The following is a 13975-nucleotide window of genomic DNA, read 5'->3' on the forward strand; positions in this document are numbered from 1 at the left end:
GCCTGATCAGCGTGAAAGAAGCCATTATTGCGACACACAATCAGGGAAAAGTGAAAGAATTCAAGGAAATACTCGAACCGAAAGGCTACAGCGTCTCTTCTTTGGCGGAAATCGGATTTACGGAAGAAATTGAAGAAACCGGACATACCTTTGAAGAAAACGCCATCTTAAAAGCGGAAGCCGTGGCAAAAGCCGTCAACAAAATGGTCATTGCAGACGACTCCGGTTTATCGGTGGACAACCTTGGAGGCAGACCGGGCGTTTATTCAGCCCGTTATGCCGGAGAAGCAAAAGATGATAAAGCGAATATGGACAAGGTGCTGTCAGAATTAAAAGGCATCGAAAAAGAGCAGCGCACGGCCCGTTTCCGCTGCGCCCTTGCCGTCAGCATGCCGGGGCGGGAAACAAAAACGGTCGAAGGTCATGTTGAAGGGTATATTGCGGAAGGACCCGAGGGGGATAACGGGTTCGGCTATGATCCCATTTTTATTGTAAAAGATAAAGATAAAACCATGGCCCAGCTGACAAGCGCTGAGAAAAACAAAATCAGCCACAGGGCTGAGGCGCTCAAGAAACTGTCAAAGCTGCTTGATTCATAAGGGGGAGCGTATGCAATGAAAGTGCTGATAATAAGTGACAGTCACGGCCTTGAAGACGAGCTGGAGACGATTGCAAAGCGGCACGAAGACGAAGCGGATCTGATGATTCATTGCGGTGATTCAGAGCTTGACGCCGCACATCCGGCGCTTACGCCGTTTCACACGGTAAAAGGCAATTGCGACTTTGGCGGCGGGTTTCAGGATGAACTTCTTCTGGACGCAGGTTCAAAGAAAATTCTGGCCGTTCACGGGCATCTTCACGGCATTAAACAGTCACTTTTAACTGTTTTTTACCGGGCGGAAGAGCTTGGGGCGGATATCGTCTGCTTCGGCCATTCACATATTGCCGGGAGTGAAGAGCTTCGGGGCAAGCTTTTGATTAATCCGGGCAGCATCCGTCTTCCGAGAGTCCGCAATGTGAAAAGCTATGCCATTCTTACTCTTACAGAAAGAGAAGGCGCCGTGACATTTTACGATGAAACGGGTCGGGAATTGAAGGACTTTGGGAATACAATCAGTTTTTAACAAGTGATGGGGGAGATTTCATTCTTCCCCATCAAAAGTTTTTAAAAAAATATTGACTTATGATTTGAACCTGTATATAATAAATCTTGTCGCTGATACATAAAGCAAAAGCTGTCCCAGTAGCTCAGCTGGATAGAGCAACGGCCTTCTAAGCCGTCGGTCGGGAGTTCGAATCTCTCCTGGGACGTATAAAAAAAGAGCTGGTGACATCAGAGTGAAAACTGATGCCGCTGGCCTTTTTTATCGGATGACTATATTGTCAATTCGCTGATATCATGGTAAAATGATCAGCAGAACAATTTGATTTTCATGTCCCAGTAGCTCAGCCGGATAGAGCAACGGCCTTCTAAGCCGTCGGTCGGGAGTTCGAATCTCTCCTGGGACGTATAAAAAAAGAGCTGGTGACATCAGAGTGAAAACTGATGCCGCTGGCCTTTTTTATCGGATGACTATATTGTCAATTCGCTGATATCATGGTAAAATGATCAGCAGAACAATTTGATTTTCATGTCCCAGTAGCTCAGCCGGATAGAGCAACGGCCTTCTAAGCCGTCGGTCGGGAGTTCGAATCTCTCCTGGGACGTATAAAAACCTCAAGCCCTGACAATGGGTTTGAGGTTTTTTTGTATTTTATTTTTTGTTTTACGAAACAAAAGTTCCGTATTTGATGAAAATTGTAAAGTAATTTTAATATAAATGAAACTTAATGTAATATTTATCGTAATAAATATATGTATAAAGATACTTAAGGCGCCCTTGAGTGATAAATTATCTAATTTCTATCATACATTTTGTCAATGAATGATAGAAAGACAGCAGGAGGAATTAGCTTTTGAAGTACGCATTTGCATATAAAAATCACAATATAGAAACGATCTTTTGCGGAAAAGACGAGCTGTTTGAGGAACTGAAGCAATTTTTAATCACTCAATGCGGTTTAATCATTGTTGAGGTTTCAAGGGCTGATTACTATACGGAGCAGGAAATGAATCAATGGAATGACCGTTATACTCTGTGAATAAGAAAAGAAACCGGCCGTGGGAGGCCGGTTTTTGTATCATCTGAATCCGCTCGGAGCGCTGAAGCCCCCGGCATGGCCGCTGAAACCGCCCCCGAGCGCGCCGGGATGCGCCCCGGCGCCGAGGCTTCCGCCGACGTCACTGAAGGATTGGCCGTAGTACCCGGTTGTATAAGGGTACGGAACGAATTGCTGCCCGGCGAATGACAGCGTGCTTTGCGGGGTCTGCTGTCCGTATCCGGATGACGGGAATCCCTGCTGAAAAGAAGGGCCGCCTTGATTTGGTGCTGTATGCATCGGGGCCGGAGGATAGTAAGACTGCGGCGGTAAGACCGGTAAAGGCGGAAATCCAGGAGGCAGGCCCTGCATGCCTGATAACATCTTATTCATGACATCACTCATTTCTTACGAGATAAGAACAGTGTATGCGTATGTCTGTAGAAAGAGCCTGTTCAATCGAACGGAATATCTGACAAGCATGCCGGAAGGACAGAGAAAAATTGTGTAATAAAATGTGACATATTCGTATATGAACGGAAAAATTTCATGTAATCTTGAGAGATTAATAAAAAAATGATAAAAACTTTTAACATTTACAGATCCCTTTGTACCAGTAATGAAAGCGTATACAAAATAGATTGATTAATCTAAATTGTCTAATAATTATAAAAATGCTGTTGACACTGTCTGCAAACGGGCGTAATATGAGTTCAAACAAAAACAAATAAATGATTCACGCTAAAAAGAAAAATCATAAAACACTGAAAAAACAAACAAATGAAGGTTCTTTTTTAATAAAAGAGCTGCCATAATAAAAAGCGCAGAAGAGGATAAGTAGCTTTGCTGAAGTTTTTCACAGAGAGCCGGTAACGCTGAGAGCCGGTAAAACAAATCAAAGTGAACTCCCCTCAGAGTGCCGGTCTGAAATATGAAGAGTAGGACTCGGCCGAGTGAACGCAATGTTTACTCGTTATCAAAACGGATATTCATTATCCATGAGACGGTCTGCATATGACCGTAAACAAGGGTGGTACCGCGGAAAGCAAAGCCTTTTCGCCCCTTTTGGCTATCGCATGAAATGCTTGGCTGAATGTGGGTGGGAAGGCTTTTTTATTTGCGTCAGCCGGCGCTGCGTTTTATGAATTGGATTTTAGAAGGGAACATTGAAAAGGAGGAACTGAAAATGGGTACAAATGTACAGGCGGATTCTTTGTCTGCCGAATGTACAAAAACAATGAACGGGGCTCTGATGCTGATTGAATCATTAAAGAAAGAAAATGTCGAGATGATCTTCGGCTATCCGGGGGGAGCCGTCCTTCCGATTTACGATAAACTGTATCAATCAGGATTGGTTCACATCCTGCCCCGCCACGAGCAAGGCGCGATTCATGCGGCAGAAGGGTATGCGAGAGTCTCCGGAAAGCCGGGGGTTGTGATTGCTACTTCCGGACCCGGAGCGACAAATTTAGTTACCGGTCTTGCGGATGCGATGATAGATTCATTGCCGCTCGTAGTGTTTACCGGTCAGGTGGCCACTTCGGTCATCGGCAGCGACGCTTTCCAGGAAGCCGACATTTTAGGAATTACGATGCCGATTACGAAACACAGCTACCAAGTCCGCCGTCCGGAAGATCTCCCCCGTGTGATTAAAGAGGCGTTCCATATCGCCACGACGGGAAGACCGGGCCCGGTATTAATTGATATACCGAAGGATGTCGCAGCATTTGAAGGAGAGTTCAGATATGATCACGAGATCAGCCTTCCGGGTTATCAGCCTGTAAAAGAGCCTAACTATCTGCAGATCCGAAAGCTCGTGGAAGCTGTCAGCAGTGCGAAAAAGCCGGTTATTTTAGCCGGAGCGGGTGTTTTGCACGGTAAAGCTTCAGAAGATTTAAAAAATTATGCCGAACAGCAGCAAATCCCGGTAGCGCACACGCTTCTCGGTCTGGGCGGTTTCCCGGCAGACCATCCTCTTTTTCTGGGAATGGCGGGGATGCACGGCACATACACAGCGAATATGGCGCTTTACCACTGTGATTTGTTGATCAGCATCGGAGCGCGGTTCGATGATCGCGTGACCGGAAATCTGAAGCATTTTGCAAAATCGGCCAAAGTGGCGCATATCGATATTGATCCTGCTGAAATCGGAAAAATTATCGAAACGCAGATTCCGGTGGTCGGCGACAGTAAAATCGTCCTTCAGGAATTATTGAAGCAAAACGGAAAACAGGGACAGACAGAGGAGTGGAAACAGCAGCTTTCAGAATGGAAAGAAGAATATCCGCTTTGGTATACAGACAACAGAGAAGAGGGCTTGAAACCCCAAAAGCTGATTGAGTATATTCACCAATTCACAAACGGTGAGGCGATTGTGGCGACGGATGTCGGCCAGCACCAGATGTGGGCGGCTCAGTTTTATCCTTTCCGAAAGGCTGATAAGTGGGTTACCTCGGGGGGACTCGGCACAATGGGCTTCGGCCTTCCGGCGGCTATCGGAGCGCAGCTGGCCGATCGTAACGCCACGGTCGTTGCCATCCTCGGAGACGGCGGTTTTCAGATGACCCTTCAGGAATTAGATGTCATCCGGCAGCTGAATCTTCCTGTCAAAGTGGTTATCTTGAACAACGAATGTCTGGGCATGGTCAGACAGTGGCAGGAAATCTTCTATGAAGAGCGCTATTCTGAATCCAAATTCTCGGCGCAGCCTGACTTTGTCAAATTGTCAGAAGCCTACGGCATTAAAGGCGTCCGGATTTCATCGGAGGAAGAGGCGGAAGAAGAGCTTAAAAAGGCGCTTTCATCAAAAGAACCGGCCGTTATTGACGTCCGGGTCGCCAAAAGCGAGAAAGTATTCCCGATGATTGCGCCGGGTAAAGGACTTCATGAAATGGTGGGGGTGAAACCTTGAAACGCATTATCACATTAACGGTGGTCAACCGCTCGGGAGTATTAAACCGGATCACCGGCCTGTTTACAAAAAGACACTATAATATCGAAAGCATCACTGTAGGCCACACGGAAACAAGCGGTGTTTCAAGGATTACATTTGTCGTCCATGTGGAAGGCGAAAATGACGTAGAGCAGCTGACAAAGCAGCTTAACAAACAAATTGACGTCCTGAAAGTGACGGATATTACAAACCAATCGATTGTACAGCGTGAGCTGGCATTAATCAAAGTTGTTTCCGCACCGTCGGCCAGAACGGAAATCAATGGAATCATTGAGCCGTTCAGAGCTTCCGTCGTTGATGTCTCAAGAGACAGCGTCGTCGTTCAGGTTACCGGCGAATCTAATAAAATCGAAGCGCTCATAGAGCTGCTCAAACCCTACGGCATTAAAGAAATCGCGAGAACGGGCACAACGGCTTTTGCGAGGGGAACCCAGCAGAAGGCGTCATCCAATAAAACAATTTCAATTGTATAACACAAAAAAGGGAGAGATTAAAATGGTAAAAGTATATTATAACGGTGATATCAAAGAGAACGTATTGGCAGGTAAAAAAGTAGCGATTATCGGTTACGGTTCACAAGGTCACGCACATGCGCTGAACTTAAAAGAAAGCGGAATTGATGTCATTGTCGGCGTCAGACAAGGAAAATCATTTACACAGGCCCAAGAAGACGGTCATCAAGTCTTTTCGGTAAGAGAAGCGGCTGCCCAGGCTGATATCATTATGGTTCTTCTTCCGGATGAACAGCAGCAAAAAGTATATGAAGCTGAAATCAAAGATGAATTGACGGCGGGCAAGTCATTGGTATTCGCACACGGATTTAACGTCCATTTCCATCAGATCGTGCCTCCTGCTGATGTGGATGTATTCCTTGTCGCCCCTAAAGGACCGGGACACCTTGTCAGAAGAACATATGAACAAGGCGCGGGCGTACCGGCATTGTTTGCCATCTACCAGGATGTATCAGGCGAAGCGAAAGATACGGCTCTTGCTTATGCAAAAGGAATCGGCGGAGCGCGTGCGGGCGTTCTTGAAACAACATTTAAGGAAGAAACGGAAACGGATTTGTTCGGTGAGCAGGCTGTTCTGTGCGGAGGTTTAACGGCGCTTGTCAAAGCGGGTTTTGAAACGCTGACAGAAGCCGGCTACCAGCCTGAACTCGCATACTTCGAGTGTCTGCACGAACTGAAGTTGATCGTAGACTTGATGTATGAAGAAGGATTGGCGGGCATGAGATACTCTATCTCCGATACGGCTCAATGGGGAGATTTTGTCTCAGGGCCGCGCGTAGTCGATGCAAAGGTAAAAGAATCGATGAAACAAGTATTAACAGATATTCAAAACGGTACATTCGCGAAAGAATGGATCGTGGAAAACCAAGTGAACCGTCCTCGCTTCAATGCGATCAATGCAAGTGAAAACGAGCATCAGATTGAAAAGGTCGGCAGACAGCTCCGTGAAATGATGCCGTTTGTCAAACAAGGCAAAAAGAAGGAAGCGGTGGTCTCCGTTGCGCAAAATTAATGTTTTCGACACGACCCTTCGTGACGGTGAACAATCCCCCGGGGTCAACCTCAATTCCCGGGAGAAACTGGCGATAGCCAAGCAGCTTGAAAGACTCGGGGTGGACATTATTGAAGCGGGATTTCCCGCTTCATCCCGAGGTGATTTTTTAGCCGTGCAGGAAATCGCAAGAACGATTAAAAATTGTTCGGTAACAGGGCTTGCCCGATCTGTCAAAGGTGACATCGACGCAGCCTGGGAAGCGCTGAAAGACGGGGCCAGCCCGCGGATTCACATCTTTATCGCCACCTCTGACATTCATCTGAAGCATAAGCTGAAAATGACGCGGGAAGAGGTTAAGGAAAAAGCGGTTGAAATGGTGAAGTATGCAAAAGAACGCTTTCCGATCGTTCAATGGTCAGCAGAAGACGCATGCCGCACCGAACTTCCGTTTCTGGCTGAAATCGTTGAAGAAGTGATTGATGCCGGCGCGAGCGTCATCAACCTGCCGGACACTGTAGGTTACCTGACGCCGGCTGAATACGGAAACATCTTTAAATATATGAAGGAACACGTTCCGAATATCAGCCGGGTAAAGCTATCAGCCCATTGCCACGATGATCTCGGAATGGCGGTTGCCAACTCACTTTCGGCAATTGAGAACGGCGCTGATCAAATTGAATGCGCCATTAACGGCATAGGAGAAAGAGCCGGGAACGCCGCGCTAGAGGAAATCGCCGTTGCGCTTCATGTCAGAAATGACGCGCATCAAGCCGATTCATCTCTCAATCTTCATGAATTGAAGCGGACGAGTGATCTTGTCAGCAAACTGACGGGTATGGCAGTTCCCCGCAACAAAGCAATCGTCGGAGATAACGCTTTCGCACATGAGTCCGGCATTCACCAAGACGGTTTCCTGAAAGAAAAATCAACATATGAAATCATTTCACCGGAACTTGTCGGCGTGACTGCTGATGCACTTGTACTCGGAAAGCATTCCGGGCGCCACGCGTTCAAAGACCGCCTGAATACGCTTGGATTCCAGTTTGATAGTGATGAAATCAATAAATATTTTACGATGTTTAAAGAACTGACCGCAAAGAAAAAAGAAATCACTGATGATGACTTGATTTCTCTTATTTTAGAAGAAAAAGTGACAGACAAAAAAATCGGCTATGAATTTTTGTCTCTGCAAGTGCATTACGGGACGTCTCAGGTGCCGACTGCAACAGTCTCTTTAAAAAATCAGGAAAACGAACAGCTGATGCAAGAGGCGGCAACGGGGGCGGGCAGCGTAGAAGCCGTTTATAATACGCTCGGGCGCTGCATCGATAAAAATATTGAACTGACAGACTACCGCATCCAATCCAACCGGAAAGGCGAAGACGCGCTGGCTCAAGTTTTTGTCAGAGTGACCGTGAACGGAAAAGAAACATCAGGGCGGGGAATCGCGCAGGATGTTCTGGAAGCTTCTGCTAAAGCTTATCTGAACGCCGTGAACCGGCAGCTGGTGCTGGATTGCAATTTAGACGGATTAAAGAGACAGACTGCGGTCGGCTCGTAATAGAAAGGAGAACGTTTGATTTGAAAAAACGCATTGCTTTGCTGCCCGGTGACGGAATCGGACCGGAAGTGGCGGAATCAGCGGCAGATGTATTGAAAAGCGTTGCCGAACAATTCGGACATGAATTTGAATTTGAAAACGGACTGATCGGGGGAGCGGCCATTGACGCCCATCAAAACCCCCTTCCTGAGGAGACGGTGGCTCTTTGTGAAAGATCCGACGCCATCCTGCTCGGGGCAGTCGGCGGGCCGAAATGGGACCAAAATCCTCCGGAGCTCAGACCGGAAAAAGGCCTGCTCGGCATCAGAAAAAAACTCGGCCTGTTTGCCAATTTGCGTCCCGTGACCGTATTTGAAAGCTTGTCTGAGGCATCTCCGCTGAAAAAAGAATATATCAGCGGCGTCGACTTTGTAATCGTCAGGGAACTGACGGGCGGCCTCTACTTCGGAGAACCGAGCAGACAGTATGTCAATGAAGCGGGAGAAAAGGAAGCGGTCGATACCCTTTTTTATAAGAAAGAAGAAATCGCACGCGTTGTCAGAGAAGCCTTTAAGATGGCTGCCGGCAGAAAAGGAAAAGTGACGTCCGTTGATAAGGCGAATGTGCTTTCTTCAAGCAGGCTGTGGCGGGAAACCGCAGAGGAAATCGCAAAAGAATTTCCTGATGTGACGCTTGAACATATGCTTGTCGATAATGCCGCGATGCAGCTCATCTACGCTCCGAGCCAATTTGACGTCATCGTAACTGAGAATATGTTCGGCGATATTTTAAGCGATGAAGCCTCCATGCTGACAGGCTCGCTCGGCATGCTGCCGTCAGCCAGTTTATCAAGTTCAGGTCTTCACTTGTTTGAACCCGTGCATGGATCTGCGCCTGACATCGCCGGTAAAGGGATGGCCAATCCGTTTGCGGCGATTTTATCAGCTGCGATGCTTTTGAGAACATCTTTCGGACTTGAAAACGAAGCGCAGGCGGTGGAAAAGGCGGTCGCAAAGGTGCTTGCAGACGGCAGCCGTACACGTGATATCGCCCGGGACGGCCAATATGCCGGAACGCATGACATTACTGAAAAAGTAAAAGCCGCATTAGCCGGCTCGAATACAAAATCTATAGTGTGACGCTTTAAAGAAAGCGGTCTTAGTTCATAGGTAGAGGGAGGAAACAAAGATGATGCCTCGAACAATCATCGAAAAGATTTGGGATCGGCATGTTGTAAAAAGCGGTGAAGGAAAACCCGACCTTCTCTATATTGACCTGCACCTCATTCATGAGGTGACGTCTCCTCAGGCGTTTGAAGGGTTAAGACAGAAGGGGAGAAAGGTCAGACGGCCGCAGAATACATTCGCGACGATGGACCACAATATTCCGACCGTCAACCGTTTTGACATTAAAGATGAAGTCGCAAAGCGCCAAGTAACCGCGCTTGAACGGAATTGTGAGGAGTTTGGCGTCCGTCTTGCGGATCTTCACAGCGCAGACCAGGGGATCGTTCACGTAGTCGGGCCTGAGCTTGGTCTGACACTTCCGGGGAAAACGATCGTTTGCGGAGACAGCCATACATCGACTCACGGTGCATTCGGGGCGCTTGCCTTCGGTATCGGCACAAGTGAGGTGGAACATGTTCTTTCCACTCAGACACTATGGCAGCAGCGGCCGAAAACGCTTGAAATCCGCGTTGACGGAACGCTCCAAAAAGGAGTGACCGCGAAGGATGTCATCTTGTCGGTCATCGGAAAATACGGGGTGAAATTCGGTACCGGATATGTCATTGAATACACCGGGGAAGTATTCAGAAACATGTCTATGGACGAACGCATGACGGTCTGCAATATGTCAATAGAAGCGGGAGCACGGGCGGGACTGATCGCTCCTGATGACACGACGATTGAATATTGTAAAAACCGTAAATACGCGCCAAAAGGCGAGGAATTTGAAAAAGCCGCCGCAGAATGGAAAGCGTTAAAAACCGATCCGGGCGCCGTATACGATCATTCCATCGTGTTAGACGGCAGCGAGATTTCTCCAATGGTAACATGGGGCGTCAATCCCGGTATGGTTCTTCCGGTCGATGCCCAAATACCGGCGCCGGAAACGATTGATTCTGAAGACGGTAAAAAAGAAGCCATCCGCGCGTACGAATACATGGGAATCTCACCGAATCAAAAAATTGAAGATATTAAAGTCGAGCATGTGTTTATCGGCTCCTGTACAAATTCGCGGATGACCGATCTTCGCCAGGCTGCGGATATGATCAAAGGCCGAAAAGTCGCTGACAGCGTCAGAGCCATTGTGGTCCCGGGTTCTCAAAGCGTGAAACAGCAGGCCGAGGAAGAAGGGCTGCACCGCGTGTTTCTCGAGGCCGGATTTGAATGGAGAGAATCAGGCTGCAGCATGTGCCTCAGTATGAACAATGATGTCGTGCCTGAAGGGGAACGATGCGCTTCCACTTCCAACCGCAACTTCGAAGGCAGACAGGGAAAAGGCGCGAGAACACACCTTGTCAGTCCGGCGATGGCGGCAATGGCAGCCATTCACGGGCATTTCGTCGATGTAAGAAAGTTTTATCAAGAAAAAACAGTTGTGTAAGGAGTGCGCGAAAAGATGGAACCTTTAAAAACACATACGGGAAAAGCGGCCGTCTTAAACCGGATCAACGTCGATACGGACCAGATTATTCCGAAACAGTTTTTGAAAAGAATTGAAAGAACCGGATACGGCAGATTCGCGTTTTTTGATTGGAGATACCTTGAGAACGGTGAGCCTGATCCTGAATTTGAATTAAATCGCAAAGTCTATGAAGGCGCGTCCATATTAATTGCCGGAGAGAATTTCGGCTGCGGATCATCCCGTGAGCACGCTCCTTGGGCGCTGGATGATTACGGCTTCAAAATCATCATTGCTCCGTCATTTGCCGATATTTTTCATCAAAACTGTTTTAAAAACGGTATGCTTCCCATCCGTATGCCGTATGATCAGTGGAAAAAACTCGCCGGTCAATATGAAAATCAGTCTCTTAACATGACGGTTGACTTGGAAAACCAGCTCATTCACGACAGTGAAGGAAAAGAGATTTCATTTGAAGTCGATCCTCACTGGAAGGAAATGCTGATAAACGGCTATGATGAAATTTCATTAACGCTTCTGCTGGAAGACGACATACAGCAGTTTGAATCGAAAAGAAGTTCATGGCTTCAAGCCTGAAAAAAGCCGACCGGCATCTGTCCGGCGGCTTTTTTTACCGTGCGCACCATCCTTTCTTGTGTTTCCTGACGCGTGTTGATACACTTGAAAAAAATAGCGCCTGAAAGGAAATAAAGTATGACGCATGACAAGAAAAAAGCTGATATCATTCCTTTCCCCCGTCTGAAAGAACGCTTGGTTGATAAAGGGATGGCCGCCATGAAGGATAAACAGTATCAGGAGGCCCTCGAACTGTTCTCAGAGGCGGTAAGCCACGGCGATACCGAGTCCGACGTACATTTAGGCATGGCGATTTGTTTTCTGGAACTCGGGGAATTGGAAGAAGCAAAACAAGTTTGCGAGAAAATGCTGAATGAAGGGTACGGCCATTATTTCACCGTACTGCAGGTGTACATGACCATTTTAATTCAGCTGAAACAATATGAAGAAGTCAAAAGCACAATTGAAGCTGTGCTGGAAGAAAACCAGCTGCCCGCAGAAAGTGCGGAGCAATTCTACCGGCTGCTCGAATTCAGCCGCAAAATGACCGATCCCGATCAGCAGGATGAGGCGTGGGAGGAGGAATACGAGGACATTCTTGATGCGGAAAAAGTGCTGAACAGCCCCGCTGAACAAATGAATCTGATTCATTCTCTCAAAGACCGCAATATTGCAAAATACACGGGTCTCTTAAAAACAATTCTTCAAGATCCGGGCGCTCATCCTCTTATCAAGACGATGATTTTGACGCTGATGGCGGACCATGACTACAGCAAGCCGGTCCATATTACAAAATTCGGCGATTCAATGACCGCGGTTCCGAGTGAAACGGTTCAGCCTGATGCGGCTCCGATTTTGCATCGCGTTCTCCGGGTGCTTGATGAAACGCTCGGCAATGAAAACCCTACATTATACGCTGCCGTCGAGGAGCTGTGGAGAAGGCATCTGTACGTCCTGCACCCTTTTATGCCGAAGTTTTTGAACGCAGATTTATGGGCGGCGGCGCTTCATAAGGTCGGTTACGAGATGCACGGCATTGACATTGAGCCGGAGGAACTTCATATGATGTACGAGTTTGACAGCCGCGAACTTGAAGAAGCCTGCACGATGATTAAGGATATTGAAGAAATTTCTTATTTGTAAATCACACCATATAGTTGAAAGCGGTAGGCGTTATGTTATAATATAGTGGTTGTATTTATGTATAGCGGTTTAACTGAAATGAGAATTACGGTTGGACAGGCTGCCAGTTCATTACATAATGATTCTGATTCAAAGCGGTTTTTTCTTTGACAAAGCCGCGGATTGCTTTAGAATGGAAGACCGACACAACCTGAATAGATTTTTGGAGGGAAACACATGTCTGTAAAATGGGAAAAACAAGAAGGCAACGAAGGCGTATTAACGGTTGAAGTTGATGCCGATACGTTCAAAACAGCTCTTGATGATGCATTTAAAAAAGTAGTAAAACAGGTTTCTATTCCTGGATTCCGCAAAGGGAAAGTTCCCCGCGGTTTATTCGAACAGCGTTTCGGCGTTGAAGCTCTTTACCAGGATGCTTTAGATATTTTACTTCCTGTAGAATACCCTAAAGCGGTTGAAGAAGCCGGCATTGAGCCTGTAGACCGCCCTGAAATCGATGTTGAAAAAATCGAAAAAGGCGAAAGCTTGATTTTCACTGCAAAAGTGACTGTAAAACCGGAAGTGAAACTTGGCGACTACAAAGGCTTAGGAATCGAAAAAGATGACACTGCCGTTACTGACGAAGATGTACAAAACGAACTTAAAGCGCTTCAAGAGCGTCAGGCTGAGCTTGTCGTGAAAGAAGAAGGCGCTGTTGAAAACGGCGATACAGTCGTTCTTGACTTCGAAGGTTTCGTTGACGGCGAAGCGTTTGAAGGCGGAAAAGCTGAGAACTACTCACTTGAAGTAGGATCAGGTTCATTCATCCCGGGCTTCGAAGAGCAGTTAACAGGCCTTGAAGCAGGCGCTGAAAAGGATGTTGAAGTAACATTCCCTGAAGAGTACCACGCTGAAGAGCTTGCCGGAAAACCAGCTGTTTTCAAAGTGAAAATTCATGAAATCAAAGCGAAAGAGCTTCCTGAGCTTAACGACGAATTCGCAAAAGACATTGACGAAGAAGTTGAAACGCTTGCTGAATTAACTGAGAAAACAAAAAAACGCCTTGAAGAAGCAAAAGAAAACGAAGCTGACGCTAAACTGCGTGAAGAGCTTGTTCTGAAAGCATCTGAAAACGCTGAAGCTGATGTTCCTCAAGCGATGATCGACACTGAGCTTGACCGCATGCTGAAAGAATTCGAACAGCGTCTGCAAATGCAAGGCATGAACCTTGAGCTTTACACTCAATTCTCAGGCCAAGACGAAAACGCGTTAAAAGAGCAAATGAAAGAAGATGCCGCAAAACGCGTAAAATCAAACCTGACTCTTGAAGCGATCGCTCAAGCGGAAAACCTTGAAGTAACGGACGAAGAAGTTGAAGCTGAGCTGACTAAAATGGCTGAAGCTTACAACATGCCGGTTGAAAACATCAAGCAGGCAATCGGTTCAACTGACGCGATGAAAGAAGATTTAAAAGTTCGAAAAGCAATTGATTTTCTTGTAGAAAACCGTTAATA

Annotated in this window: 13 protein-coding genes, 3 tRNA genes and 1 other annotated feature; of the genes, 15 read left to right on the forward strand and 1 reads right to left on the reverse strand. The window is 47.0% G+C overall.

The window, feature by feature from the left end; all coding sequences use genetic code 11:
* Nucleotides 1-2: 2 nt before the first annotated feature.
* The 6 genes from D5S11_RS06795 (at nt 3) to D5S11_RS06820 (ending at nt 2142) form a co-directional block, all read left to right on the forward strand.
* Nucleotides 3-599 carry an XTP/dITP diphosphatase gene (locus tag D5S11_RS06795; protein ID WP_096335143.1) on the forward strand — a complete coding sequence of 199 codons (597 nt, stop codon included), beginning with the start codon at nt 3-5 and terminating at the stop codon, nt 597-599.
* Nucleotides 600-614: 15 nt separating this feature from the next.
* Nucleotides 615-1124: a YfcE family phosphodiesterase gene (locus D5S11_RS06800; RefSeq protein ID WP_007408135.1), complete on the forward strand. Its 510-nt coding sequence runs from the start codon at nt 615-617 to the stop codon at nt 1122-1124.
* Nucleotides 1125-1237: 113 nt separating this feature from the next.
* Nucleotides 1238-1311, forward strand: a tRNA-Arg gene (locus tag D5S11_RS06805).
* Nucleotides 1312-1435: 124 nt separating this feature from the next.
* Nucleotides 1436-1509, forward strand: a tRNA-Arg gene (locus D5S11_RS06810).
* Between the two features lie 124 nt (nt 1510-1633).
* Nucleotides 1634-1707: transfer RNA gene (locus D5S11_RS06815), tRNA-Arg, on the forward strand.
* Between the two features lie 249 nt (nt 1708-1956).
* Nucleotides 1957-2142 (forward strand): hypothetical protein, encoded by a 186-nt coding sequence (locus tag D5S11_RS06820; RefSeq protein ID WP_007408136.1) that lies wholly within the window; start codon nt 1957-1959, stop codon nt 2140-2142.
* 39 nt (nt 2143-2181) lie between these two features.
* Here D5S11_RS06820 and D5S11_RS06825 read toward each other — a convergent pair whose 3' ends face one another.
* On the reverse strand, nt 2182-2532 hold the full coding sequence (locus D5S11_RS06825; RefSeq protein WP_164833840.1) for a DNA helicase: 351 nt from the start codon (nt 2530-2532) through the stop codon (nt 2182-2184).
* Between the two features lie 422 nt (nt 2533-2954).
* Nucleotides 2955-3206, forward strand: a binding site (T-box leader).
* Nucleotides 3207-3325: 119 nt separating this feature from the next.
* On the opposite strand from D5S11_RS06825, the gene ilvB reads away from it, so the two are divergent.
* The 9 genes from ilvB (at nt 3326) to tig (ending at nt 13973) form a co-directional block, all read left to right on the forward strand.
* Complete coding sequence (gene ilvB, locus D5S11_RS06835; RefSeq protein ID WP_032866714.1) at nt 3326-5050, forward strand: acetolactate synthase large subunit; 1725 nt, start codon at nt 3326-3328, stop codon at nt 5048-5050.
* Nucleotides 5047-5565: an acetolactate synthase small subunit gene (gene ilvN / locus D5S11_RS06840; RefSeq protein ID WP_025285067.1), complete on the forward strand. Its 519-nt coding sequence runs from the start codon at nt 5047-5049 to the stop codon at nt 5563-5565. Before ilvB ends, ilvN begins: the two co-directional genes overlap by 4 nt.
* A 22-nt stretch (nt 5566-5587) precedes the next feature.
* A complete protein-coding gene (ilvC, locus tag D5S11_RS06845) occupies nt 5588-6616 on the forward strand; it encodes a ketol-acid reductoisomerase (RefSeq protein ID WP_007408142.1) in 1029 nt (342 codons plus the stop codon).
* A complete protein-coding gene (locus D5S11_RS06850) occupies nt 6603-8159 on the forward strand; it encodes a 2-isopropylmalate synthase (protein ID WP_108724800.1) in 1557 nt (518 codons plus the stop codon). The genes ilvC and D5S11_RS06850 overlap by 14 nt, the downstream gene beginning before the upstream one ends.
* 20 nt (nt 8160-8179) lie before the next feature.
* The gene (leuB, locus tag D5S11_RS06855; protein ID WP_085342234.1) at nt 8180-9277 is read left to right on the forward strand and encodes a 3-isopropylmalate dehydrogenase; all 1098 of its coding nucleotides are present in this window, start codon (nt 8180-8182) and stop codon (nt 9275-9277) included.
* A 49-nt stretch (nt 9278-9326) separates the two neighbouring features.
* The gene (leuC, locus tag D5S11_RS06860; RefSeq protein ID WP_007408145.1) at nt 9327-10745 is read left to right on the forward strand and encodes a 3-isopropylmalate dehydratase large subunit; all 1419 of its coding nucleotides are present in this window, start codon (nt 9327-9329) and stop codon (nt 10743-10745) included.
* A 15-nt stretch (nt 10746-10760) separates the two neighbouring features.
* A complete protein-coding gene (leuD, locus tag D5S11_RS06865) occupies nt 10761-11360 on the forward strand; it encodes a 3-isopropylmalate dehydratase small subunit (protein ID WP_007408146.1) in 600 nt (199 codons plus the stop codon).
* A 117-nt stretch (nt 11361-11477) separates the two neighbouring features.
* Complete coding sequence (gene ddcA / locus D5S11_RS06870; protein ID WP_059368019.1) at nt 11478-12482, forward strand: DNA damage checkpoint antagonist DdcA; 1005 nt, start codon at nt 11478-11480, stop codon at nt 12480-12482.
* 216 nt (nt 12483-12698) lie between these two features.
* Nucleotides 12699-13973 carry a trigger factor gene (gene tig, locus D5S11_RS06875; protein WP_003152618.1) on the forward strand — a complete coding sequence of 425 codons (1275 nt, stop codon included), beginning with the start codon at nt 12699-12701 and terminating at the stop codon, nt 13971-13973.
* The last annotated feature ends 2 nt before the right edge of the window (nt 13974-13975 follow it).

Source organism: Bacillus sp. L75 (assembly GCF_003676355.1).
GTDB classification, from domain to species: Bacteria; Bacillota; Bacilli; order Bacillales; family Bacillaceae; genus Bacillus; species Bacillus velezensis.

Bases quoted from the DNA above. Each gene is read 5' to 3' on its own strand.
- leuC (WP_007408145.1), top strand. From the start codon at position 9,327: ATGATGCCTCGAACAATCATCGAAAAGATTTGGGATCGGCATGTTGTA.
- ilvC (WP_007408142.1), top strand. From the start codon at position 5,588: ATGGTAAAAGTATATTATAACGGTGATATCAAAGAGAACGTATTGGCA.
- D5S11_RS06800 (WP_007408135.1), top strand. From the start codon at position 615: ATGAAAGTGCTGATAATAAGTGACAGTCACGGCCTTGAAGACGAGCTG.
- ilvB (WP_032866714.1), top strand. From the start codon at position 3,326: ATGGGTACAAATGTACAGGCGGATTCTTTGTCTGCCGAATGTACAAAA.
- tig (WP_003152618.1), top strand. From the start codon at position 12,699: ATGTCTGTAAAATGGGAAAAACAAGAAGGCAACGAAGGCGTATTAACG.
- ddcA (WP_059368019.1), top strand. From the start codon at position 11,478: ATGACGCATGACAAGAAAAAAGCTGATATCATTCCTTTCCCCCGTCTG.
- D5S11_RS06825 (WP_164833840.1), bottom strand. From the start codon at position 2,532: ATGAATAAGATGTTATCAGGCATGCAGGGCCTGCCTCCTGGATTTCCG.
- leuD (WP_007408146.1), top strand. From the start codon at position 10,761: ATGGAACCTTTAAAAACACATACGGGAAAAGCGGCCGTCTTAAACCGG.